This window comes from Streptomyces sp. NPDC043952, assembly GCF_056435325.1.
The window spans coordinates 1-22,993 of record NZ_JBWKES010000013.1 but is presented as its reverse complement, the minus strand read 5'-3'; the positions used below and the strand labels follow the sequence as shown (position 1 = coordinate 22,993).

20 protein-coding genes and 2 pseudogenes are annotated in these 22,993 nt (G+C 73.0%); 9 read left to right on the top strand and 13 right to left on the bottom strand.

Annotated elements, in window-relative coordinates; all coding sequences use genetic code 11:
* Positions 1-15: 15 nt before the first annotated feature.
* The 4 genes and pseudogenes from AC069R_RS17130 to AC069R_RS17115 form a co-directional block, all read left to right on the top strand.
* Complete coding sequence (locus AC069R_RS17130; protein WP_478767597.1) at positions 16-750, top strand: L,D-transpeptidase family protein; 735 nt, start codon at positions 16-18, stop codon at positions 748-750.
* 20 nt (positions 751-770) lie between these two features.
* The gene (locus AC069R_RS17125) at positions 771-1,475 is read left to right on the top strand and encodes a response regulator transcription factor (RefSeq protein WP_478767596.1); all 705 of its coding nucleotides are present in this window, start codon (positions 771-773) and stop codon (positions 1,473-1,475) included.
* A complete protein-coding gene (locus AC069R_RS17120; protein ID WP_478767595.1) occupies positions 1,472-3,349 on the top strand; it encodes a sensor histidine kinase in 1,878 nt (625 codons plus the stop codon). Before AC069R_RS17125 ends, AC069R_RS17120 begins: the two co-directional genes overlap by 4 nt.
* A gap of 162 nt (positions 3,350-3,511) precedes the next feature.
* A pseudogene (locus tag AC069R_RS17115) lies at positions 3,512-3,640 on the top strand (DUF6098 family protein); the annotation flags it as partial.
* Between the two features lie 91 nt (positions 3,641-3,731).
* Here the strand turns inward: AC069R_RS17115 and AC069R_RS17110 are convergent.
* The gene (locus AC069R_RS17110; RefSeq protein WP_478767594.1) at positions 3,732-3,983 is read right to left on the bottom strand and encodes a WhiB family transcriptional regulator; all 252 of its coding nucleotides are present in this window, start codon (positions 3,981-3,983) and stop codon (positions 3,732-3,734) included.
* Between the two features lie 161 nt (positions 3,984-4,144).
* Entirely contained in the window at positions 4,145-5,026 is an 882-nt protein-coding gene (locus AC069R_RS17105) for a LysR family transcriptional regulator ArgP (RefSeq protein ID WP_478767722.1), read from the bottom strand.
* Positions 5,027-5,095: 69 nt separating this feature from the next.
* On the opposite strand from AC069R_RS17105, the gene AC069R_RS17100 reads away from it, so the two are divergent.
* Positions 5,096-5,716, top strand: coding sequence for a LysE/ArgO family amino acid transporter (locus AC069R_RS17100; RefSeq protein WP_478767593.1), 621 nt, complete (start codon positions 5,096-5,098; stop codon positions 5,714-5,716).
* A gap of 121 nt (positions 5,717-5,837) precedes the next feature.
* On the top strand, positions 5,838-7,136 hold the full coding sequence (locus AC069R_RS17095) for an MFS transporter (RefSeq protein WP_478767592.1): 1,299 nt from the start codon (positions 5,838-5,840) through the stop codon (positions 7,134-7,136).
* Positions 7,137-7,157: 21 nt separating this feature from the next.
* Here AC069R_RS17095 and AC069R_RS17090 read toward each other — a convergent pair whose 3' ends face one another.
* Positions 7,158-7,613: a cyclic nucleotide-binding domain-containing protein gene (locus AC069R_RS17090; RefSeq protein ID WP_478767591.1), complete on the bottom strand. Its 456-nt coding sequence runs from the start codon at positions 7,611-7,613 to the stop codon at positions 7,158-7,160.
* A gap of 285 nt (positions 7,614-7,898) precedes the next feature.
* Positions 7,899-8,147 carry a hypothetical protein gene (locus AC069R_RS17085; RefSeq protein ID WP_478767590.1) on the bottom strand — a complete coding sequence of 83 codons (249 nt, stop codon included), beginning with the start codon at positions 8,145-8,147 and terminating at the stop codon, positions 7,899-7,901.
* A gap of 123 nt (positions 8,148-8,270) precedes the next feature.
* Between AC069R_RS17085 and AC069R_RS17080 the strand changes: the two genes are divergently transcribed.
* Both AC069R_RS17080 and AC069R_RS17075 read left to right on the top strand, forming a co-directional pair.
* Positions 8,271-8,687, top strand: coding sequence for an ATP-binding protein (locus tag AC069R_RS17080; RefSeq protein WP_478767589.1), 417 nt, complete (start codon positions 8,271-8,273; stop codon positions 8,685-8,687).
* A gap of 1,121 nt (positions 8,688-9,808) precedes the next feature.
* Positions 9,809-10,648, top strand: coding sequence for a SigB/SigF/SigG family RNA polymerase sigma factor (locus AC069R_RS17075; protein ID WP_478767588.1), 840 nt, complete (start codon positions 9,809-9,811; stop codon positions 10,646-10,648).
* Positions 10,649-10,763: 115 nt separating this feature from the next.
* Here the strand turns inward: AC069R_RS17075 and AC069R_RS17070 are convergent, their stop codons facing one another.
* From AC069R_RS17070 to AC069R_RS17055, 4 genes and pseudogenes are all read right to left on the bottom strand, one after another.
* Positions 10,764-13,025, bottom strand: a complete 2,262-nt coding sequence (locus AC069R_RS17070) for an FUSC family protein (protein ID WP_478767587.1) — start codon at positions 13,023-13,025, stop codon at positions 10,764-10,766.
* Between the two features lie 72 nt (positions 13,026-13,097).
* Positions 13,098-13,211 (bottom strand): annotated as a pseudogene (locus AC069R_RS17065) (DUF4287 domain-containing protein); the annotation flags it as partial.
* 48 nt (positions 13,212-13,259) lie between these two features.
* Positions 13,260-14,633, bottom strand: a complete 1,374-nt coding sequence (locus AC069R_RS17060) for an NAD(P)/FAD-dependent oxidoreductase (protein WP_478767586.1) — start codon at positions 14,631-14,633, stop codon at positions 13,260-13,262.
* 160 nt (positions 14,634-14,793) lie between these two features.
* On the bottom strand, positions 14,794-15,228 hold the full coding sequence (locus tag AC069R_RS17055; RefSeq protein WP_478767585.1) for an ATP-binding protein: 435 nt from the start codon (positions 15,226-15,228) through the stop codon (positions 14,794-14,796).
* Positions 15,229-15,537: 309 nt separating this feature from the next.
* Between AC069R_RS17055 and AC069R_RS17050 the strand changes: the two genes are divergently transcribed.
* Positions 15,538-15,771 carry a DUF6480 family protein gene (locus AC069R_RS17050; RefSeq protein ID WP_478767584.1) on the top strand — a complete coding sequence of 78 codons (234 nt, stop codon included), beginning with the start codon at positions 15,538-15,540 and terminating at the stop codon, positions 15,769-15,771.
* Between the two features lie 23 nt (positions 15,772-15,794).
* Here the strand turns inward: AC069R_RS17050 and AC069R_RS17045 are convergent, their stop codons facing one another.
* The 5 genes from AC069R_RS17045 to AC069R_RS17025 all read right to left on the bottom strand — a co-directional run.
* Entirely contained in the window at positions 15,795-16,883 is a 1,089-nt protein-coding gene (locus AC069R_RS17045) for a glutamate--cysteine ligase 2 (protein WP_478767583.1), read from the bottom strand.
* A 91-nt stretch (positions 16,884-16,974) separates the two neighbouring features.
* Positions 16,975-19,182, bottom strand: coding sequence for a 1,4-alpha-glucan branching enzyme (glgB, locus tag AC069R_RS17040; protein WP_478767582.1), 2,208 nt, complete (start codon positions 19,180-19,182; stop codon positions 16,975-16,977).
* A gap of 4 nt (positions 19,183-19,186) precedes the next feature.
* Positions 19,187-20,551: a maltokinase N-terminal cap-like domain-containing protein gene (locus tag AC069R_RS17035; RefSeq protein WP_478767581.1), complete on the bottom strand. Its 1,365-nt coding sequence runs from the start codon at positions 20,549-20,551 to the stop codon at positions 19,187-19,189.
* 31 nt (positions 20,552-20,582) lie between these two features.
* Positions 20,583-22,301 (bottom strand): maltose alpha-D-glucosyltransferase, encoded by a 1,719-nt coding sequence (gene treS, locus AC069R_RS17030; RefSeq protein ID WP_478767580.1) that lies wholly within the window; start codon positions 22,299-22,301, stop codon positions 20,583-20,585.
* On the bottom strand, positions 22,298-22,993 hold a 696-nt coding region (locus tag AC069R_RS17025; RefSeq protein ID WP_478767579.1), incomplete at its 5' end, for an alpha-glucosidase C-terminal domain-containing protein. The genes AC069R_RS17025 and treS, both read right to left, overlap by 4 nt.

Sequence of the window (22,993 nt, the reverse complement as noted above, 5' to 3'; positions counted from 1 at the left end):
GCCAAGCTCGACAGCATGATCAACCGCAGAACCGCTCTCTCCCTCCTCGCCTCCCCGCTGCTGCTCACCGGCTGCGGCGCGAGCGGCGGGGAGGCCGGGCGCCGGACGCGGCCCACCCGGCCCGCGCCCGCGTCCGGCACCACCTCGCAGGCCGAACAGGCCGCTCGGGGCATACCCGGACTCGGGCCCACCCGGTCCGCGGCGATACCGGAGCAGTGCACCCAGGCCGTCGTCGCCACCGGGCGCGGTCCCAACTCCCCCCAGTGCACGGTCGTCCTGCACCAGCGCACCGCCGACGGCTGGCAGGCGGGCCCGAGCTGGCCCGCGCACAACGCACTGCGCGGCTGGAGCGCCCACCACATGCTGGGCGACCTGCGCTCCCCGCTCGGCGTGTACACCCTCTCCGACGCCGGGGGCCTGCTGCCCGACCCCGGCAGCAAGCTGCCGTACCACCAGTCCGCCGGATTCCACTCGCCCGGCACCGGCTTCGAGGGCGAGCCCCTGGACGGCTGCTTCGACTACGTCATCGCCATCGACTACAACCGCAAGCCCGGCACCTCCCCGCTGGACTGGACCCGCCCCCTCGGCGCCAGACGCGGCGGCGGAGTCTGGCTGCACGTCGACCACGGCGGCCCCACCCACGGCTGCGTCAGCGTCTCCAAGGCGCACATGAAGGACCTGCTGCGCACCCTCGACCCGGCCCGGCACCCGGTCGTCGCCATGGGGTACGCCGACTGGCTCGCCGCCTGAGCCGTCTAGGATCCGCAACCGTGTGCGCACATGTGCTGGTCGCCGAGGACGACGAGAAACAGGCCGAACTGATCCGCCGCTCCCTGCTGGCCGAGGGTCACACCGCGACGGTGGTGCACGACGGCGCGGCGGCGCTCGCCACCGCCCGCCGGCTGCGGCCCGATCTCCTCGTCCTCGACCTGATGCTGCCGGTCCTGGACGGCTTCGGCGTCTGCCGCGAACTGCGCGGCGAAGGCGGTGAACTGGACGTCCCCGTGGTGATGCTGACCGCCCGCTCCGGCGAGGACGATCTGCTGCTCGGCCTCGAACTGGGCGCCGACGACTACCTCACCAAGCCGTACAGCCCGCGCGAGCTGATGGCCCGCATCCGGACGGTGCTGCGCCGCAGCGGGCGGGGCACCGGCGCCCGCGGCGAGGACCCGGTGGTGCGGGCCGCCGGGCTCAGCGTCGATCCCGGACGGCACCAAGTACGCTGCGACGGCGTGCCGGTGGACGTCACCCCGGCCGAGTTCCAGATCCTGCTGGCGATGGCGGCCGAGCCGGACCGCGTGTTCACCCGGCGCCAACTCCTGCACCGCACCCGCGGCTTCGACCGGTCCTCCACCGAACGGGCCGTCGACGTCCACATCATGAACCTGCGCCGCAAGATAGAGGCCGACTCCCGGCGTCCGGTACGGCTGCTCACCGTGTTCGGCGTGGGCTACAAGCTCAGCGGCCGGCTGTGAGACCCCGCACGCGGCAGGGCGCCCGGCGCCGGATCCCGCTGCGCAAGCGGCTCCTGGTCCGGCTGCTGTCCGTCTCCGCCCTGATCGCCGTCTGCTCGGTGGCGGCCACCGCCTGGCTCGCGGTGACCACCACCACCAGCGCCCTCAAGGAGGAACAGGGCCAGGACCTGGCCGCCGACAACAGCATCCTCGCCCAGCTCAGCGGATACGCGGCCACCCACTCCGACTGGTCCGGCGTCCAGCGCTCGGTGCGGGAACTGGCCGCGCGGACCGGCCGCCGGATCGCCCTCACCACCCCCGACCGGACCCTCGTCGCGGACTCCGCGCCGCGCGGCACCCCGCTGCCGCCCCGGCCCGCCGCGAGCGTCGACCCGCTGCGCACCGACACCTACAGCGAGACCGGCGCCCAGCTCGGCGGCATCGACCCGCGCGCCGTCGGCCCCTACCGGCTGCCCGCGAAGGAACGCGCAGGACTGGATGCCCTGGCCGCCCGCAGCAAGCGGTGCTACGCCCGCTACGGCCTCCGGCTCACCACCCGGCGCACCCCCAGCGGACGCCCCCTGCTCACCGGCTCCGACGGCACCGACCCGTCCGGCTACGGCGTGCCGGCATGCGAGGACGCCCGGCTGCGCGCGGCCACGCCCACCGAGACCCGCGCCCTGGACACGCTGTCCGGGCTCGCCCGCCCCTGTCTGCGGCAGGCGGGCCTCGACGTCGGCGACGGCCCCCTCTTCCTCGCCGTCGATCCGGGCAGCAAGGACCACTTCGGCGGTGGCCCCCTGCTCCCCAAGCTCGCGGGCCAGGACAAGGACGCGAGCGCGCGCTCGGCCCAGAACTGTGTGCTCAGCGCCCGCCGCGCCCAACTGGAGCCCTATGTCGCCCCGGCCGCCGACCTGTTCCTCGGCATCGGCGACCAGAGCCCCGCCCGCTTCGACATCTCCCCGGCGAACAAGTCCAAGGTGGTCTCCGCTGCCGGACTGGTCCTCGCCGTCACCGTCGCGGCGGGCGCCGCCGTCGCCATCCGGCTGGTACGGCCGCTGCGCGCGCTGACCGAGGCCGCCCAGGCGCCGCCCGAGCAGCACGTCAGGGTGCCGGTGACCACGCACGACGAGACCGGCATCCTCGCCGAGGCGTTCAACGAACTCACCGAGCGCCGCGAGCGCCTGGAGGCCCAGCGCAAGGCCATGGTCAGCGACATCGCGCACGAACTGCGCAGCCCGCTCACCAACATCCGCGGCTGGCTGGAGGTGATGCGCGACGGCGTCGTCGAGCCTGATCCGGGCCTGCTGGACTCCCTGCACGAGGAGGCGCTCGTCCTCCAGCGGATCATCGACGACCTCCAGGACCTCGCCGCCGCCGACGCGGGCACCCTGCGCCTGCACCGTGAACCGCTGTCCGCCGCCGAGCTGTTCGGGCAGGTCGCCGCCGCCCACCGGGTGGCCGCCGACGCGGCCGGGGTCGCGCTGGTGACCGGGGCCGGGCCCGCGGTCTGGCTGGACGCCGACCCGGTACGGATGCGGCAGGTGCTCGGCAACCTCGTCTCCAACGCGCTGCGGCACACCCCGGCCGGCGGCACCGTCACCCTCGAAGCCCGCCGGGACGGCGCCGACGCCGTGCTCACCGTCGCCGACACCGGCTCCGGCATCGCCGCCGGGGATCTGCCGCATGTCTTCGAACGTTTCTGGCGCGCCGAGAAGTCCCGCAGCCGCCGCACGGGAGGCAGCGGCCTCGGCCTCCCGATCGTCCGCCAGCTGCTCGCCGCGCACGGCGGCACGGCGCGGGCCACGAGCGAGCCCGGCGCGGGCGCGGTGTTCACCCTGCGGCTGCCCGCGACGGAGGCGCCGGGGGAGGGGCCGTGGGCCGGGGAGCCGTAGCAAGGAGAGCCGCAGAGGGGGAGCCATGGCGCCGGAATCCGGTGGCCCGGTTCCGGGGGTGCGCCCTGGGTACTCCGGGGGCCATGAGAACACCGGACTGCCTGCCGACCGTGACCACGCCGGCCGAGGCGCGCCCTGGTCGCCCGGCACCGCGGCCTGTACGTGCGCTGGTCCAAGGGCCCCGGCGTCGATCTCGCGGCGGTCTCCAGCACCGACGAGCTGACCGGCGTCCCGCTGCCGGGCCTGTCCGCCGGCCCCCTGGACGTGGCGCAGTGGCGGGGCGACCGCTCGCCGGAACTGTGGGCGGCCCGCCGCCTGTACGACTACGCGCACCTCCCAGTGGGGGACGCTGCGGCGCGGTGGCCGCTGAACCCGCGCCGGTTCAGCCCGAGCGCGGGTGGGAGCGGGCCCGGCGGCGCAGCTTGCGGCGCTCCAGTTCGGTGGTGCCGCCCCAGACGCCTATGGCCTGTCCGGTGTCCAACGCCCAGTCCAGGCACTGCTCTCGGACCGGGCAGCGGGCGCAGACCACCTTGGCCCGCTCGGCCTGCACCTGGGCGGGGCCGGTGGTGCCGATGGGGAAGAAGAGATCGGGGTCCTCGTAACGGCAGGCGGCGTGTTCGCGCCAGTTCTCCATGGGAAGTCTCCCGGTCGGATCGGAGTCGTCCGCGTCGGGGCGGACGCGTGTCTCGGAAGCGGGTGACCGGTCGGCGCGGCATGAAACGGCGCGCGCCGACAAGAGGGCGGAATCCGGCCGTGCCGCAACGGAGTTCGGCCACTCTTCGGCCGCCCCGGACCTCAGCCGCGCAGCGCCTTCGCCGCCGTCGCCGTCACCGCCTCGGCCAGCGCGGCCAGCGCGGGGGAGTCGAGCTTCCACTGCTGCCAGTACAGGGTGACGTCCATCCACTCGCCGGGCGCCAGCAGGCCCAGCCGGCCGTCGGCCAGCAGGGGATGGGCCTGCACCTCCGGGACCATGCCCCAGCCGAGGCCCGCGGCCACGGCGTCGAGGAAGCCCTCCGAGGTGGGCACGTAGTGGCGCAGCGGGGCCGCCGAGACACCGCCCAGCCGGCGGACATAGCCGTCCTGGAAGTCGTCCTTGCGGTCGAAGACCACCACGGGCGCCGCGGCGAGGGCGTCGAGCAGCGGGCGCCCGGCGACCCGGTTGCGGGCGAACTCCGGTTCCGCGACGGGGAGATAGCGCATCCGGCCGAGGGGACGGGCCGTGCAGCCGGGCACCGGCTCGGGCGAGGAGGTCACCGCCGCCATCACCCGGCCCTCGCGCAGCAGCACCGCCGTATGACCCTCGTCCTCGCGGTGCAGCTCGAAGCAGAGCCCCGGCACCCGGCTCAGCGCGGGCAGGAACCAGGTCGCCAGCGAGTCCGCGTTCACCGCGACCGACACGCGGGTGGGTTCACCGGCGCCACTGAGCCCCAGCTCGCCCCACGCGTCCCGCTCCAGCCGGGCGAGCTGGCGGGCGTAGCGCACCAGCACCGCGCCCGACTCCGTGGGCCGGACCGGCTTGGTGCGCTGGAGCAGCACCCGCCCGGTGCGCTGTTCGAGCGCCTTGACGCGCTGGCTGACCGCCGACGGCGTCACGTGCAGGGCGGCGGCCGCGGCGTCGAAGGTGCCCTCGTCCACCACCGCGAGCAGTGTCCGCACCTGGTCCAGGGGAAGGTCCATCACGAGCGCTAAAGATACGTAAGAATCTTTAGCTGTACTTGAGAGGCCTGGTCTCCTTAGCTTCGGTCCATGAACCACACCGCCCTGACCGCCGCGGCCGCCGGCTTCGGCACCGGCCTGTCCCTGATCGTCGCCATCGGCGCCCAGAACGCCTTCGTCCTGCGCCAGGGGGTGCGCCGGGACGCCGTACTCGCCGTGGTCGGCATCTGCGCCCTGTCCGACGCGGTGCTCATCGCGCTCGGCGTGGGCGGCGTCGGCGCGCTCGTGGTGGCCTGGCCGGGCCTGGTCAGGGCGGTCGGCGTCGTCGGCGGCGTCTTCCTGCTCTGCTACGGCGCGCTGGCCGCCCGCCGGGTCGTACGGCCGGCCGGGACCGGACTGACCGCGCGGGGCGAGGCGGCCGGGTCCCGGCGCCGCGCGGTGCTCACCTGCCTCGCGATGACCTGGCTCAATCCGCACGTCTACCTGGACACCGTGTTCCTGCTCGGCTCGCTCGCCGCCGACCGGGGCCCGCTGCGCTGGACGTTCGGGCTCGGGGCCGCGCTCGCCAGCCTGTGCTGGTTCACCGCACTCGGCTTCGGCGCCCGGCTGCTCGGCCGCTTTCTGGCCCGGCCCGGCGCCTGGCGGGTCCTGGACGGCCTGGTCGCCCTCACCATGCTCGTGCTGGGCGGCTCGCTGCTCGCCGGAGCCTGACAGCGGTCCGCGGGACCGAACCAATGCGTCGCCGGTGCGATGACAGAAACCGTTCGCCGCCGGTGCGATGAGATAGTTAGGCTCTCGAATCGAAAAGATGTAACGAGCAACCAGGACATCCGTGAACACCAGCGAGAGCAGTACCGTGACCGGCGACGAGGCCCCCGAGGCCGCCCCCGCGCCCCACCGCGGCTGGCGCCGCTGGGCGATGGACACCCGCCCGCTGCGCATCCCCGCCTACCGGCGCCTGTGGTCCTCCACCATCGTCACCTCCGTCGGCAGCCAGCTGACCGCCGTCGCCGTACCCAAGCAGATCTACGACATCACGCACTCCTCCGCCTGGGTCGGCTACGCCAGCCTCGCCGGGCTCGTGCCCATGGTGGTGTTCGCGCTGTGGGGCGGCGCGGTCGCGGACACCGTGGACCGGCGCAAGCTGCTGCTGTGGACCAACATCGGGATCGCGGTGACCTCGCTGCTGTTCTGGGCGCAGGCCGTGACCGGGCTGGACTCCGTCGTCGTCCTGATGGTGCTGCTCGCGCTCCAGCAGGCGTTCTTCGGCCTCAACTCCCCGGCCCGCAACGCCTCCATCGCCCGCCTGGTCCCGGCCGGAGAGCTGCCCGCGGCCAACGCGCTCAGCTCCACCGTGATGCAGACCGGCCTGGTCGCGGGCCCGCTGCTCGCCGGTGTGCTCATCCCGGTCATCGGCCTGCCCGAGCTGTACCTCGTCGACGCCCTCGCGCTGTGCGTCACCGTGTGGGCCGTCTTCCGGCTGCCCGCGCTGCCCCCGCTCGGCGACGCCCCCGCGCGCCGCGCCGGGGTGCGCGAGATAGCCGAAGGCTTCCGCTACATATCCCGGCACAAGGTCCTGCTGCTGTCCTTCCTCGCCGACATCGTCGCCATGGTCTTCGGCATGCCCCGCGCGCTGTTCCCGCAGCTGGCGGCGCAGACGTACCACTCCTGGGGCGAGGGCTTCGCGCTCGGCGTGCTGTTCGCCGGCATCCCGGTCGGCGCGGTGCTCGGCGGGCTGTTCTCGGGCGTCTTCTCCCGCGCCCGCCGGCACGGCTGGATGGTGATCGGGGCCGTCGTCGCCTGGGGCGTGGCCATCGCCGGGTTCGGGCTGAGCGGCAACCTCTGGATCGCGCTGGCCTTCCTCGCCGCGGCGGGCGCCGCCGACATGGTCTCGATGGTGTTCCGCGGCGCGATCCTGCTGTCCGCCGCGACCGACGAGATGCGCGGCCGGATGCAGGGCGTGTTCACGGTCGTGGTGGCCGGCGGCCCCCGCCTCGCGGACGTGCTGCACGGCACCGCCGGCGCCGTGTTCGGGCCGCGCGCGGCCGTGGCGGGCGGCGGCGTGCTGGTCGTCGTCCTGATGCTGGCGCTGGCCGCGACGGTGCCCGCGCTGCGGCGCTACCGGATCTGACGAGGCGCGGGCGGGCGCGGCCTACAGCGGGCTGCGGCGGCCCAGCGCGTACTGGTCCATCAGCTTGCCGCGGGTGGTCTCCAGACGGTGCGCGAGGATCTCCGCCACCGAGCGCACCAGCGACAGCCCGAGCAGCGGGTCCTCCACGCACAGTGCGAGCACGGAGGGCCCGTCGAACTCGTAGGCGCGTACGTTGCTGAAGGCCACCGAGCCGAAGTCCCACTGGTACGGCGGAAAGAGCCAGGACCAGCCGAGCAGGTCGCCCGCGCCGAGCGTGGCCACGGTCACCCGCTGCCGCGAGGTGACCTGCTGGTCCAGATGGACCGCGCCGGAGCGGATCACCCAGAACCGGTCGGCCGTGCCACCCGCCTCGAAGATGCGGGTGTCCTCCGGGAAGGACACCTCCTTGGCCAGCTCCATCAGGCGTTCGCGCTGCGCCTGGGGCAGGGCGGTCAGCAGTTTTATCGCTTTGGTCATGGCGCGGGCTCCTCGCCGGCGGCGGCGGTTCGGGTGCTGCGGTGCCTCGTGTGGGCCGGTGCGTTGCGTACACCCATTTCAGCCGCTGGCGGCGGGCAGGGCACCTCGAAGGAAGCGGATTTCTTCGCACCGGTCGTCGTCCGGGCAGAAAAAAGCCCTGGCTGGACGGGGGAAGCCAGCCAGGGCCGCTGAGGGGTGACAGGGCGGGGCTCCATGGCCCGTGCCGCCATCACGTATGTATGAACGATAAACCATTCTCGGTCCGTCCGGGAAATCGGGCAGCGGTCAGGTGACCCGTCTCACGCCGTCATCCCCGTCGTCCGCGGGATGCGCGCCCGGCCGCACGATCTCGTCCAGCACCCGCAGCACGGCCTCGTACGCCCGCGCCGTGGCCACGGCGTCACGGGCGCGGTCCGGCTCGGTCGCCGTGAGGCTCTGTGCGCGCTCCGTCCAGCGCCTGCGTTCCTCGGCCGCGCGGTCCCTGCCCCGCTGGATGCGGCGCAGCAGTTCGTCTGCGTCCACGACATCGCTCATGGGGCGCGGGTACCCCGTCCGGGCCCGGTGATGACTGGGGCACGCAGGGTGTTTGAGGGCGCCGCTCGGGGTCAGCCGGAAGGGGGAGAACGCGAATCCGGCACCGTCGCAGGGAGGGAAGGGATGCCAGAGCCGCACGCGATATCCGTCGACGAGCCCCGCCGCCGGCCGCCGTGCCGTCCGGCCGACGCCCGCAGCACCGTACGGCGTGTCGTCGCCGAGCGCTGCCGGGCCCGTCACCAGCGGCTCGGACCGGGGGCCATGGACGACGCCCTCCTGGTCACCTCCGAACTCGCCACCAACGCCATCGTCCACGGCGGCGGCATCACCGGCTTCGACGTCGACGTCGACTCCGCCGGCATCCGCGTCTCGGTGAGCGACCGCAGCACCGAACTCCCGGTCGCCCCGACCGCCGCGCCCGACCGCACCCAGCGCCACGGCCGGGGCTGGCCGATCGTCTGCCACCTCGCCCGCGACGTCCACGTCTGCGAACTGCCCTGCGGCGGCAAACGCATCACCGCGGTGGTACCGCTGGCGTGAGCCGCCGACGCGTAGATGCCGTTGGCGTGAGCTGACGCGGAGGCCCCGCCGACGTGAGCTGACGCGGAGGCCCCGCCGACGTGAACTGACGCGGAGGTCCTGCCGACGTGAACTGGCGCGGTGGTCCCGCTGACGTGAGCCGACGCGGAGATCCCGCCGAAGTGGCTGACGCGGAGGCCCTGCTGACCTCAGCTGACGCGGAGATCGGCCGGCCCGAGCTGGCGTGGAGGCCCCGCTGGCGTGACCCGACGCGGAGATTCCGTCGGTGTGAGCTGACGCGCTGGTGCCGTCGGCGTGAGCTGGTACGCCGGTCCTCCCGATGCGGCTGGCGCGGTGGTCCCGCCGATGTGGCTGACGCGGAGACGCTGCTGACGTCAGCTGACGCGGAGATCGGGCGGCCCGAGCTGGCGTGGAGGCCCCGCTGGCGTGAGCCGACGTGGAGATCCCGTCGGCGTGAGCTGACGCGGAAGTTCCTCGGATGTGGCTGACGCGGAGGCCCTGCCGGTGCGAGCGGACGCGGAGATCCGGGCGGCCCGAGTCGGCGTGGAGGCCCCTACTGGCGTGAGCCGACGTGGAGATTCCGTCGGTGTGGGCTGACGTGGAAGTTCCTCGGATGTGCTGGCGCGGAGGCTCTGCCGGTGCGAGCGGACGCGGAGATCCGGGCGGCCCGAGCCGGCGCGGAGATCCCCGTCGGTCCGAGCTGAGGCTGCCGGGCTGACGCGGAGAGCGCTGCCGGGAACCGGCGCCCGCCGCCGCCCCCGCCACCGAACGGCCCACGCCCCCGTCCCACCCGCACATGATCTCGGCGGCCGGCCGGAGGCCCTTCGTCCGGGTCCGGTGTCGGCCGGCACTCTCACTTACCGCCCCTATAACCCTCTGACCTGCGGGTTCGACTCGCTTTACCGATTCCTTCCGGCAGGGGTGTTTGCCCGCAGGGGCGGCGGGCAGACGGAATCTCGTGCTTCGGACCGGAGGCGCACGCCGGCGGGTGGACTCACCGCCGGGGCCCCCTCCGGCGGGCCCTGCGCACCCGCGGCGAACCTGACAAGCACCGTTCGGGCCAGAACCGGAATCCCAACTTCCGGCCCGCGCCCAGACACCACGTTCAGGAGCGATTCCGCATGCTGACCGACATGTCGACAGGCCGTCCCGGCACGTCCGACCCCGCCACCCAGACTTCGCGCCGGAGCCATGACGACGCCCCGGAGACCGCGGAACTGTTCACCCGGCTCGCGGCCCTGGACGAGGGTCCCGAGCGGGACGCCCTCCGCGATGAACTGGTCGCGGCCTGGCTCCCCATGGCCCACCGCATCGCCGGCCGCTTCCGCGACCGGGGCGAGTCCGTGGAGGATCTGCGCCAGGTGGCGGCGCTGGGCCTGGTGAAGGCCGTCGACCGGTACGACCCCTCGCGCGGCGCGTTCGAGAGCTACGCCGTGCCGACCATCACCGGCGAGGTCAAGCGCCACTTCCGGGACCGGATGTGGGCGCTCAGGGTGCCCCGCCGGGTGCAGGAACTGCGCAACCGGGTGCGTGTGGCCCGCCGGGAGCTGACCCAGAGCCCCGGCAGCCCCGAACCCACCGTCGCCGCCATCGCCGCCCACACCGGGCTCACCGAGGACGAGGTGGCGGCCGGCCTGGAGGCCCTGGAGAGCTTCAGCACGCTGTCGCTGGACGCCGAACTGGCCGGCGGCGACGACGGCTACAGCCTCGCCGACACCCTCGGCGCCACCGACACGTCGTACGACGTCGTGGTCGACCGCGAGGCCGCCAAGGAGGGCCTGCGCCGGCTGCCCGAGCGCGAACGGGCCATCCTCTACATGCGCTTCTTCGAGGACATGACACAAAGCCGCATCGCCGACAAGCTGGGCATCTCCCAGATGCACGTCTCCCGGCTGATCAGCCGCAGCTGCGCCCGCGTCCGCGAGGAGGCGGTGGGCCGCCGCCCCGGCGGGGCCGCGTGACCAGTCGTCGCGCCGTCGCCGGGCCGGGACGTGTGACCGGTCGCCGCGCCGTCGCCGGCCGGGGCCGCATGACGCGCATGACCGGTCGCCGCGCCGATGCCCGCCGGGTGACCCGTCAGCGCCTCTTCGCCGGGGCCGCCTCCGACGGCCGCAGCCCCAGCGGGCGGGCCAGACCGGAGACCGCCTCGTCGAGGCGTTGCAGATGCCGCAGCACCCGGTCGGTGACCCGGCCGTAGCGCGGGGTGCGCAGGGTTCCCGGCTCCAGCATCGAGGCGATGCTGGGGCCGGTCTCGATCTCCCCGGCCGAGCGCGGGTCCGCGACATGCGCGGCGATCGTCTCGATGTTCCGCACGATCCGCGCGCCCGCCCCGCGCAGCCGGGGATCGGCCGCGATCGAGGGATGCGTGGGCAGCAGCTCGGCCGTCGCCGCGAGGGACCGCCCGTGGTACGCGCAGGTCTCCAGCAGCGCCACCACATAGCGGGCCGTGTTGCGGCGAGCCCGCATCGGCGTGATCGGATGCGTCAGCGGCTGGGTGGCGGCGCGCAAGTCGGCCAGCGCCTGGTCCAGCTCCCGCGCCCGCTCCACCAGATCGCCGCCCGCCCCGCCGCTGAGCTGGTCGACCGCGCCCCGCGTGACCTCCGCGAGCCGGTCGAGGACGGTGACGAGCAGCTCGTTCGTACGGCGGTCCGTGTGGATCGGCAGCACCACCGCGGCCGCGATCACCCCGCAGGCCGCACCCAGCGCCGTCTCCTCGATCCGCAGCACCAGCACGGCCGCGGTGTAGGTGTTGAGCAGCGTGTACAGCAGTCCCAGCGCGGCCGTCACGAAGAACGACATCAGCGTGTACGACAGCGGCGCGGTGTAGAACATCGCGAACACCAGCAGCAGCACCAGCGCGAACGCCGTCCAGGTGTGGTGCCCGACCAGCCCGGCGAGCCCGATACCGGCGATCACGCCGAGCACCGTACCGACCAGCCGCCGGTAGCCCTTGACCAGGATCTCCCCGGTGGACGCGGTGTTGATGAACACGATCCAGCAGGTCAGCACCGCCCAGTACCAGCGCTGGCTGGACAGCAGCTCGCCGCCGACGATGGCGAGCGAGGAGCCGACGGCGATCTGCACCGCGGCCCGCGTGGTGGGCCGGCGCAGCCCGCCCGGCTCCGTCTCCTCGGGCTCGGTCTCCTCGCTGATCTCGATCGCGGTGTCCTCCGCGTCCAGCTCCTCGCGCGAGCGGGTGGTGGCGGGGGAGTCGTCGGACTCGTCCTGCGGCCCGTCGAGCGCGAGCCGCAGGCCCAGCGCGGCCCGTGCCGTCTCGCCGAGCCCCCGGAAGACGTCCTGCACGGCCGGCGCGGCCTGGGGCAGGTTCTCCTCCTCGCGATAGCCGAGCAGCCGGTTGCGCACCTGCGCGAGCGCGGTGCCCGCGGCCTCGCCGGCCGGGCGCAGCGCCAGCAGCCGCAGCGCCTTGAGGTCCCGGCGGAGTTCGGCCCTGGCCTCGTCCCGCACCGGCAGCTCGCCGCCCGAGGGCAGCGGGGCGCCCGGCAGATGCAGGGTGAGGGTGTCGGTGCGCTCGGCGCTGCGGGCCGTGAGCAGCAGCAGACCGAGCCGCTCGGCGGCGATCTCGGCGTCCGCGATCCGGCGCTGGAGCAGCCGGGCCACCGCCTCGTCGGAGGTGCCGTCCTCCAGCCGGCCCTGGATCAGCAGCGCCGTCTCGTGCAGTCGCGCGGTCCCGGTGCGCAGCTCCTCCAGGACCTTCTCCACGTCCTCGGGGCCCGCGTCCAGCAGCTCGATCTGGGTGTCGATCAGCTGGGCCAGCCGGGCCCGGAACGCCTGCCGCAGCCGGTCCAGCGTGCCCGCGGGTGTCTGCGGCAGCAGCGCGAACCGGACCAGGGCGGCGCAGCCGAACGCGACCGCGACGACGCCGTACAGCGTCGGCAGCAGATCCGGGGTGGCGTGTACGAACAGGGAGAGGAAGTACGTCTGGAAGCCGATCAGCCCGAGGGCGTGGCCGCGGTCGCCGAACCGGCGGCTGTAGACGGCGCTGAACATGAGCGCGACGAAGAACAGGTCGCCCGCGACGACGTACCGGCTCAGCAGCGTGCCCAGGGTGACCGAGACGAGGGCCACCGGCAGGCCGATCGCGAGGGTGACGGCCTGCCGCCGGGGTTGCTTCTCCCGGATCGCGAACGTCGCGACCATCGCCGCGATGGCCCCGGCGACCAGCATCGGCACCGGGGCGCCCAGCGCGGCGAGCACGGCGAGGGTCAGGGCGATCGAGGCGACCGTGCGCAGCCCCGCGGTCAGCCGGAGCAGGCCGGGGTCCCATGCCGCGACCCGGTCCCAGATCCGTACCCGCCCCGACCGCCCCGCTGCCCTCACGCCGCCGCGCTCTCCCGTCCGTGACCCGTGCCAGAAATCGATCTTTGCTCCAGCATCGCATGTGCGGCCGGATTACCTGCCCTCGGCCAGGGCCGCGGCCACCAGTGCGTCGGCGTGCCCGTGCCCGATTCCGTGCCCGGACTCCAGCCAGGCCACCGGTTCCCCATGCCCGGTCAGCGGCGAGGAGCCTGCTTCTCGGTCATGAGGACCCGCCCCCTCGGTACGGCGTTTCCCTCAGGGGCTGTTGACACCGCCCTCGACCCGCGCCCGGACCTGCTCCGGCGTCAGATACGAGTCCGTGAACTCGAAGTCCTTCAGCCGGGCGGGCTTGCGGGCCTGGAAGCCGGTGCGCACGAAATCGTCGCCGGCCAGCGCGTTCAGCGTCCAGTTGGTCATCACCCGCGCCTTGGCCACGCCGGTGCGCAGCGCCGACCAGTGGTAGCCGCGGGCCACCACCTGCGCCGGCATCCCGCGCAGCTCGATACCGAGCGGCTTGGACACCGCGTCCTTGCCGCCCAGGTCCACGACCAGGCCCAAGTCCTTGTGGCGGTACGGCTGGAGCGGCTCGCCGCGCAGGGTCGCGATGACGTTCTCGGCGACCCGCTTGCCCTGGCGGGAGGCGTGCTGCGCGGTCGGCGGGCACACTGCGCCCTCCTGGCCCTTGGCGAGATCGGGCACGGCGGCCGAGTCGCCGAGCGCGAACACCCCGTCCTGCCCCGGCACGGTCAGCTCGGGATCGACGACGAGCCGGCCGCGGACCGTCTCCGCGCCCAGCGTGGCGATCAGCGGACTGGCCACCACCCCCGCGGTCCAGATCAGGGTGTGCGTCGGCACCACCCGGCCGTCGGTGAAGGTGACCTCCTCCGCGCCGGCCTTGTCGATCGAGACCCCGAGGGACACGTCGATGCCGCGCCGCCGCAGGATGTCCTGCGCGCTGCGGCCGAGCTTGTCGCCCAGCTCGGGCATCAGCTTGGGCGCGATGTCGATCAGATGCCAGCGGATCAGACCGGGGTCCAGGCGCGGATAGCGCCGTACGGCGGCGTGCGTGAGCCGCTGGAGACAGGCGGCGGTCTCGGTGCCGGCGTACCCGCCGCCGACCACCACGAACTGGAGCCGCGCCGCCCGTTCGGCCGGATCGTCGCTCGCGTCGGCGAGATCCAGCTGGGAGATGACGTGGTCGCGGATGTAGGCCGCCTCGGCGAGCGTCTTCATGCCGAAGGCGTGCTCGGTCAGGCCCGGAATGTCGAAGGTGCGGGTCACGCTGCCCGGCGCCAGCACGATGTAGTCGTACGGCTCGTTGACGATCTTGTCGGTGATGGTGCGCACCACGCAGACCTTGGCCTTCAGGTCCACCCCGATCGCGCCGCCCGGCAGGATGCGGGTGCGGTACCGCCTGCTGCGGCGCAAGGAGAGCGCGATCGACTGCGGTGTGAGCACACCGGAGGCGACCTGGGGCAGCAGCGGCAGATAGAGCTGGTAGGAGACGGGCGTCACCAGGGTGACGTCGGCCTCGTCGGGGGCGAGTTTCCGCTCCAGACGGCGGACGCACTCGACTCCGGCGAAGCCTGCGCCGACCACCAGGATCCTGGGTCGTGTCACGGTGTCCATCCCTTTCTGCGGTTCCGGACGGCGGTCCGGCTCGACGCCGTTCGCATGCCCCGAAGCGCTGCGCACCAACTCCGATACCACCGCGCCCCACGCCGCTGCGCCAGTCGGGTGCGGCACGCGGTGGAGTAACCGGACGGCGCCGGGTTACACCTCGCCGCCCTCACCAGGGCAGGAACACATGGATGTCCTTGCCCTCGTCGTGCACCACCACACTGACCTGGGTGCACAGCGTGTGCACCAGATGCCAGCCGATGCCGCCGCCGCCCGTGCGCGGATGGAAGGGCCGCGGCTCCGGCTTGGTGGTGCTGGTGTCGTGCATCGTCACGTGCACCCCGTCGAAGGTGCGCCGCATCCGCAGGTCGAAGGGACCGGGCGCGTACTGGATGACATTGGCGGCGAGTTCGGTCACCACCAGCAGGATGTCGTCCCAGTATTCGTGCTCGCCGGGCGGCGCGACCCGGGCGAGTCCGCCCAGGAAGTCCTCCGCGGCCAGCCGCGCCTCCGTGACGTTGCGCAGCTCACCCGCGAAGGAGAATTCACGCTCGTACGTCTCCTCCGAAGGCGGTGTCTCGTCCCCACGCGGCTCCGTCGCCATCTCCGCATCCCCCGGCCTCGGCCGCGAGGGGCCTGTGCTGCCCCGTGCGGCCAGGACGGTCGTCGTCGCTGATCTCTCGCTGCGCTGCGGGTTCCCACAGCCGGGCCGGATATCCGTCCGTCTCCCCACCTCACGGGACGGCCTCACCGACTGCGAGCAGCCCGTTGCGCGGCGCGAACGGCTCCGCAGGACACCGTAGACCCTCGGACGCCCCGCGCGGCACACCGCCCTGTCGGCCGCTGCGCGCGCGGGCGCGATCGGCTGGTGAGGTGGGCGCCCGCTGGGGACTCGGGGGACATGAATCCCGACATGAGCCATGTGAACCCCGATCCGGATCCCGAACGCACCACCGGACTCGAGCCCGGCGGCTCGGTGCCGCCCGGCGAGACCCCGCCCGCGGAGAGCAGCATGCCCCAGGCCGCGGTCCGCGAGCGGGGCGCGACCCAGCGCGGCTGGGCCAAGGCGCCCCTCGCGCTGATCCTGGCCCTCGTGGTGCTGTTCGCCGCGTTCTTCCTGGTGTACGCCTTGGTCCTGATCCACTGACCGCGGCCGCGCCGCCCGTCCGCTCACCCCTGCGTCTGCCGCACGCACTCCGTGACGACGTCCCGCAGGGTGCCGCCGCGCTCCACCAGCCGGCGCTGCACCCGCGCGCCGTTGCCGTGCCGGAGCAGTTCCTCGACGCCCTGTTCGGCGCGGTGCGCGTCCCCGCTGCCGTCGAGCGCGTCCCCGACCAGGTCGAGCAGCGAGCGCAGCACCCGCGCGGCGGGCCGCGGCCGCATGGTCGAGGGGTCGAGCAGTTCCCCGTCGATCCCCTCGCGCGCCGCCTGCCAGGAGGCGAGTTTGAGCAGGCTCACGCTGTGGTCCGGCGCCGGGCGGCCCGCGCGCCAGTCCCGCGCGGCCGTCTCCACCAGGCCGCGGGCGAGGGTCGCGACGAGCAGCGCGGTGTCCGCGTGCAGGCATACGTCCGAGACCCGCACCTCGACCGTCGGATAGCGGGCGGACAGCCGCGCGTCGAAGTACACCATCGCCTCGTCCAGGATCACCCCGGTGGCCACCATGTCCGCCACCCGCCGGTGGTACCGCTCGGGCGAGCCGAACAGCTCGGTCGGCCCGGCCGACGGCCAGCGCGACCACACCCGGCTGCGGTAGCTCGCGTAACTGCTGTCATGGCCTTGCCAGAAGGGGGAGTTGGCGCTGATCGCGGTGAGTACCGGAAGCCAGGGCCGCAGCCGGTCCAGGACCGCCACGCCCTCCTCGTCGGACTCCACCGACACATGCACATGGCAGCCGCAGACCAGCTGCTCGCGGGTGCCGACGCCGTACCGCTCGGCCAGCCACTGGTAGCGGTCGTTCACGGTGAGGGAGGGGCTCACCGGCAGCGGCGAGGTGGCGAGCGCGGCGACCGTGCAGCCGATCTGCTCGGCGTGCCGGGCCGCCTCCTTGCGGCAGCGCACGATCTCGTCGCCGAGGTCCGCCATGTCCGACTGCGGATGCGTGGCGAACTCCAGCATCTGCCCGAACAGTTCCTTCTCGAACACGTCCTGTCCGGGATCGTCGCGGTCGGCCCGTGCGAGCACGGGCGCCGCCAGCGCCTTCGGGTCCCCGCTGTCCGGGTCGACCAGAAGAAGCTCCTCCTCCACTCCGACCGTGCGCACTCGGTGCCGCCTTTCCGCCCTGTGACCAGGGGCAGCCAGGATTGTGTATGAACCCCGACTGCCCCTGTCGGGGGCGCCGACACCTGCGCTTTCAGCGCAGCGGCCCCAGGAACACCGTGGCCAGCGGCGGCAGCGTGAGCCGCAGGCACCCGCCGGCCGGCTCCAGCGCCCCCGGCGCGCCGACGGGCACCCCGCTGCCCCCGTAGCCGACGTCGTCGGTGTTGAGCAGCTCCCGCCAGGCCGGCACCTCCTCGGGGACCGCCAGCCGGTAGTCCTCCCGGACGACGGGGGAGAAGTTCGACACCGCGAGCAGCGGGGTGCCGTCGGCCGCGAAGCGCAGGAACGCGAAGACGTTGTCCTCCGCCGCGTCGCACAGCACCCAGCGGAAGCCGCCCGGATCGGTGTCCCGCTGCCACAGCGCCGGGGTCGCCCGGTACAGCGCGTTCAGGTCCCGCACCAACGCCTGCACGCCCCGGTGGTCGCCGGCGGAGTGGTAGTCGTCGGCCAGCAGCCACCACTCGGGCCCCTGCTGCTCCGCCCACTCGGCGCCCTGCGCGAACTCCTGCCCCATGAACAGCAGTTGCTTGCCCGGATGGGCCCACATGAAGCCGAGGTAGGCGCGGTGGTCGGCGCGCCGCTGCCACCAGTCGCCCGGCATCTTCGACACCAGCGCCCGCTTGCCGTGCACCACCTCGTCGTGCGAGATGGGCAGCACGTAGTTCTCGCTGTAGGCGTACACCATCGAGAAGGTCATCTCGTTGTGGTGGTACTTGCGGTGCACCGGCTCCTTCTGGATGTACTGGAGCGAGTCGTGCATCCAGCCCATGTTCCACTTCAGCCCGAACCCGAGCCCGCCGCCGTCGGTCGGCCGGGTCACCCCGTCCCAGGCGGTGGACTCCTCGGCGATGGTCACCACACCCGGACAGCGCCGGTAGACGGTGGCGTTCATCTCCTGGAGGAAGGCCACCGCGTCCAGGTCCTCGCGCCCGCCGAACACATTGGGCTCCCACTGCCCGGAGTCCCGCGAGTAGTCGAGGTAGAGCATGGAGGCGACGGCGTCCACCCGCAGCCCGTCGATATGGAACTCCTCGCACCAGTACACGGCGTTGGCCACGAGGAAGTTGCGCACCTCGGTGCGGCCGTAGTCGAACTCGTACGTCCCCCAGTCGGGGTGCTCGGCCCGCGCCGCGTTGCCGGGTTCGTACAGCGGGTCCCCGTCGAACCGGGCCAGCGCCCAGTCGTCCTTGGGGAAGTGCGCCGGCACCCAGTCCATGATCACGCCGATGCCCGCCCGGTGCAGCGCGTCCACCAGGTACCGGAAGTCGTCCGGCGAGCCGAGCCGGGGCGTGGGCGCGTAGTACGAGGTGACCTGGTAGCCCCAGGAGCCGCTGAACGGATGCCCGGCCACCGGCATCAGCTCCACATGCGTGAAGCCCATCTCCCTGACGTACGCGGGCAGTTCTTCCGCAAGCTGACGGTACGTCAATCCGGGTCGCCAGGACGGCAGATGCACCTCGTACACCGAGAACGGCGCCTCGTGCACCGGGGTGTCGCCGCGGTGCGCCATCCACTGTTCGTCGCCCCACGCGTAGCGCGAGACCGTCACGATCGAGGCGGTGTCCGGCGGGACCTCGGTGCGCCGGGCCATCGGGTCCGCCTTGAGGAACCGGTGGCCGTAGCGGGAGGTGATCTCGAACTTGTAGCGGTCGCCCTCGCCGACTCCGGGCAGGAACAGCTCCCACACCCCGGACGCGCCGAGCGAGCGCATCGGGTACTGCGTGCCGTCCCAGAACGTGAAGTCCCCGGCCACCCGCACCCCTTGGGCGTTGGGCGCCCACACGGTGAACCGGGTGCCGGCCACGCCCTCATGGGTCATCGGCTCGGCGCCGAGCGCCTGCCACAGCTGCTCGTGCCGGCCCTCGCGGATCAGATGCAGGTCCAGCTCGCCCAGGGCGGGCAGGAAACGGTAGGGGTCGTGCACCTCCCGCTCGTCCTCGTCGTACGTCACCAGCAGCGTGTACGGCGGGATCTGCGGGTACGGCAGTACGGCCGAGAACAGCCCGCCGCCCTCGGAGACGAGCGGGTTGGCCATCCCGTCGACCAGGACGCTCACCGCCCGCGCGTTCGGGCGCAGCGCCCGGAACAGGGTGCCGCCCGGCACCGGGTGGGCGCCCAGCAGGGCGTGCGGATCGTGGTGCCGTCCGCCGAGCAGCCGGTCGCGCTCGGCGGGGTCCAGCGCGGTGGCCGCGGCCGGTCCGGGGCCCGCGGTCTCGGGGGGCGACGTGTCGCGCAGTGCCATGCCGTCAGCCTCCCCACACCGCGAGCCGCTTGATCGCGGCCATGGGTACCGGCAGCCAGTCCGGCCGGTGTCTCGCCTCGTACAGCACCTCGTACACCGCCCTGTCCGTCTCGTGCGCGCGCAGCAGCGCGTGCTTCTTGCGTGGGTCCCAGCCCGCGCGGGCCGCGTAGCCCGCGCAGAACGCCTCCCGGCAGCGGCGCGCCCATTCGGGTCGCCAGGGGCGGCGCTGCCGGGCCGCGTAGTCGAAGGAGCGGAGCATGCCCGCCACGTCCCGCACCGGGGACTGCGGGGCCCGCCGCTCGGCGAGCGGCCTGGACGGCTCGCCCTCGAAGTCGATGACGAACCAGTCGCGGCCGGCCCGCAGCACCTGCCCGAGGTGCAGATCGCCGTGGATGCGCTGGGCGGGCGGCCCGGTGTCGCAGGTGGCGAGCGCCCCGAACGCGGCCCGCAGACCGGGCACGTACGGCTTCAGGCCCGGCACGGCGTGCGCGGCGGCCTCCAGGCGTGCGCACATGGCCTCGGCGGGCCGCCCGTTCTCACCGGGCCCGGCCGGCGGGAACGCCTCGGCCAGCGCGAGGTGCACCTCGGCCATGGCACGGCCCAGCTCACGGGCCTCGGCGGTGAAGTCGTCGCCCGCGGCGAGCGCGCCCAGCGCCAGCGTCCAGCCGTCGGTGGCGTCCGGCAGGAACGGCTGGAGCACCCCGAGCGTGGCCGGGCGCGGTGCGCTGGTGGAGAACCAGGCGACGGGCGCGGGCACGCGGGTGCAGCCCTGCGCGGCGAGCGCCGCCGACACCTCCAGGTCCGGGTTGACGCCCGGCTGGATGCGGCGGAACAGCTTGAGGATGTACGCGTCCCCGTACACCAGCGAGGTGTTGGACTGCTCGGCGTCCAGCAGCCGCGGCGGCAGGCCGCCGGGCACCGGGGCGGCGGGGTCCGCCCCGAAGCGCAGCGGGCCCGCGCTGCCCGGCCGGCGCAGCCGCTCCAGGAGCAGGCTCGCCGAGCGCGGGTCGTAGAGCGCGTCGTAGACCGCGAGCCCGGCCAGCGGTCCGGCGGTGGCCCGTCCGATGAACGCCCGCTCCAGGCGCGGCGCGAGCTGCTCGCGCACGCCCAGCAGCAGCTGGTAGCAGTCGCCCGGCGGGGGAGTGCCGCCGGGGGTGGGCACCGGCGCGTGCGAGGCGTGCACCAGCAGATGCAGACATCCGGGGAACAGCTCGGTCACACTGAGCACCGACAGATCGGTCACGGGCCGGTCCTTGCCCGCGAACCAGCGCTGGCGCGGCAGCCACTCGCGCAGCAGCCCGCCGAGCGAGGCGAGGGGGCCGTCGACACCGGCCGCGGTTCTCGGCCGGAGGGTGATGGTCTTCGGCATGGTGACGCGTCCTTTCCCCGGCGCCGTGCGCTCAGCGGCGGCGGCCGATGCGGGATGCGACTCGGGTGAGCCGGAACCAGTAGAAGCCGTGGCCCTGAAGGGTGAGGAGATAGGGCAGTTCACCGATGGCGGGGAAGCGCACTCCGCCGATCAGCTCCACCGGATGGCGGCCGTCGTAGGCCCGCAGGTCCAGCTCGGTGGGCTGGGCGAAGCGCGAGAAGTTGTGCACGCACAGCACCAGGTCGTCCTCGTACTCGCGCAGGAAGGCGAGCACCGCCGGGTTGGACGAGGTCAGCTCGGTGAAGGAACCGAGTCCGAAGGCGGGGTTCTGCTTGCGGATCTCGATCATGCGCCGGGTCCAGTGCAGCAGCGAGGACGGCGAGGACATCGACGCCTCGACATTGGTGACCTGGTAGCCGTAGACCGGGTCCATGATCGTGGGCAGGTACAGCCGTCCGGGGTCGCAGGTCGAGAAGCCGGCGTTGCGGTCGGGGGTCCACTGCATGGGGGTGCGGACGGCGTCGCGGTCGCCGAGCCAGATGTTGTCGCCCATGCCGATCTCGTCGCCGTAGTAGAGGATCGGCGAGCCGGGCAGGGAGAGCAGCAGGGCGGTGAACAGCTCGATCTGGTTGCGGTCGTTGTCGAGGAGGGGGGCGAGGCGGCGGCGGATGCCGATGTTGGCGCGCATGCGGGGGTCTTTCGCGTACTCGGCCCACATGTAGTCGCGTTCCTCGTCGGTGACCATCTCCAGGGTCAGCTCGTCGTGGTTGCGCAGGAAGATGCCCCACTGGCAACCGGAGGGGATCGCGGGCGTCTTGGCGAGGATCTCGGAGACGGGGTGGCGGGACTCGCGGCGTACGGCCATGAAGATGCGCGGCATGACCGGGAAGTGGAACGCCATGTGGCACTCGTCGCCGCCGCGCTCGTAGTCGCCGAAGTAGTCGACCACGTCCTCGGGCCACTGGTTGGCCTCCGCGAGCAGCACGGTGTCCGGGTACCCCGCGTCGATCTCCCGGCGCACCCGCTTCAGGAACTGGTGCGTGGCCGGCAGGTTCTCGCAGTTGGTGCCCTCCTGCGCGTAGAGGTAGGGGACCGCGTCCAGCCGGTAGCCGTCGATGCCCAGGTCCAGCCAGAACTTCAGGGCGGCCAGGATCTCCTCCTGCACCGCCGGGTTCTCGTAGTTGAGGTCCGGCTGGTGGGAGAAGAAGCGGTGGAAGTAGTACTGGCCGCGCACGGGGTCGTACGTCCAGTTGGACGCCTCGGTGTCCACGAAGATGATGCGGGCGTCCTGGTACTGCTTGTCGTCGTCGGCCCAGACGTAGTAGTCCCCGTAGGGGCCGTCGGGGTCCTTGCGGGACTCCTGGAACCACGGGTGCTGGTCGCTGGTGTGGTTCATGACGAAGTCGATGATCACGCGCATACCGCGCTGGTGGGCGGCGTCCACGAACTCCACGAAGTCGGCGAGGTCGCCGAACTCCGGCAGTACGGCGGTGTAGTCGGCGACGTCGTAACCGCCGTCCCGCAAGGGGGACTTGAAGAACGGCGGCAGCCACAGGCAGTCCACGCCGAGCCACTGGAGGTAGTCGAGCTTGGCGGTCAGGCCCTTGAGGTCGCCGACGCCGTCGCCGTTGCTGTCCTGGAAGGAGCGGACCAGAACCTCGTAGAAGACGGCACGCTTGAACCACTGCGGGTCACGGTCGCGGGCGGGGGTGTCCCCGAAGGTGTCCAGTACGGGTTCGTTCACGGTCATGGCGCTGCGGGCCCTCCGTTCCGGTGCGTCGACCGCTGGACGTGGAGCACGTGCGCCGGCGCGCGGCCCGGCGTGAGGCGCACGTAGTTGGTCCTGCCCCAGTGGTACGCCTCGCCCGTCAGTTCATCGTGTACGGACAGGTCGGCGTCCCAGTCCAGGCCGAGTTGCGGCATGTCCAACGAGACCGTGGCCTCCTGGGCGTGGTGCGGGTCGAGATTGACGACCACGATGACCGTGTCCGGCCCCGTGCTCTTGCTGTAGGCGAGCACGGCGTCGTTGTCGGTCCGGTGGAAACGGAGGTTGCGCAGGCGCTGTAGCGCCGGGTGGGCACGGCGGACGGCGTTCAGCCGGGTGATGAGCGGCGCGATCGTACGGCCCTCACGTGCGGCCGACTCCCAGCCCCGTGGCCTGAGTTGGTACTTCTCGGAGTCGCGGTACTCCTCGCTGCCCTCCCGCAGCGGGGTGTTCTCGCACAGCTCGTAGCCGCTGTAGATGCCCCAGGAGGGGGAGAGGGTGGCGGCCAGCACGGCCCGGACCTCGAAGGCGGGCCGGCCGCCGTGCTGGAGGTAGGCGTGCAGGATGTCCGGAGTGTTCGCGAAGAAGTTGGGCCGCATGTAGGCCGCGGTCTCACCGGTCAACTCGGTGAGGTATTCGGTGAGTTCCTGTTTCGTGTTGCGCCAGGTGAAGTAGGT

Coding starts and splice junctions, on each gene's coding strand:
- AC069R_RS17130 (WP_478767597.1), top strand. CDS start 16: ATGATCAACCGCAGAACCGCTCTCTCCCTCCTCGCCTCCCCGCTGCTG.
- AC069R_RS17110 (WP_478767594.1), bottom strand. CDS start 3,983: ATGGAGAACTGGCGCGAACACGCCGCCTGCCGTTACGAGGACCCCGAT.
- AC069R_RS17105 (WP_478767722.1), bottom strand. CDS start 5,026: ATGGACCTTCCCCTGGACCAGGTGCGGACACTGCTCGCGGTGGTGGAC.
- AC069R_RS17100 (WP_478767593.1), top strand. CDS start 5,096: ATGAACCACACCGCCCTGACCGCCGCGGCCGCCGGCTTCGGCACCGGC.
- AC069R_RS17090 (WP_478767591.1), bottom strand. CDS start 7,613: ATGACCAAAGCGATAAAACTGCTGACCGCCCTGCCCCAGGCGCAGCGC.
- AC069R_RS17085 (WP_478767590.1), bottom strand. CDS start 8,147: ATGAGCGATGTCGTGGACGCAGACGAACTGCTGCGCCGCATCCAGCGG.
- AC069R_RS17080 (WP_478767589.1), top strand. CDS start 8,271: ATGCCAGAGCCGCACGCGATATCCGTCGACGAGCCCCGCCGCCGGCCG.
- AC069R_RS17075 (WP_478767588.1), top strand. CDS start 9,809: ATGCTGACCGACATGTCGACAGGCCGTCCCGGCACGTCCGACCCCGCC.
- AC069R_RS17060 (WP_478767586.1), bottom strand. CDS start 14,633: ATGGACACCGTGACACGACCCAGGATCCTGGTGGTCGGCGCAGGCTTC.
- AC069R_RS17055 (WP_478767585.1), bottom strand. CDS start 15,228: ATGGCGACGGAGCCGCGTGGGGACGAGACACCGCCTTCGGAGGAGACG.
- AC069R_RS17050 (WP_478767584.1), top strand. CDS start 15,538: ATGAGCCATGTGAACCCCGATCCGGATCCCGAACGCACCACCGGACTC.
- glgB (WP_478767582.1), bottom strand. CDS start 19,182: ATGGCACTGCGCGACACGTCGCCCCCCGAGACCGCGGGCCCCGGACCG.
- AC069R_RS17035 (WP_478767581.1), bottom strand. CDS start 20,551: ATGCCGAAGACCATCACCCTCCGGCCGAGAACCGCGGCCGGTGTCGAC.
- treS (WP_478767580.1), bottom strand. CDS start 22,301: ATGACCGTGAACGAACCCGTACTGGACACCTTCGGGGACACCCCCGCC.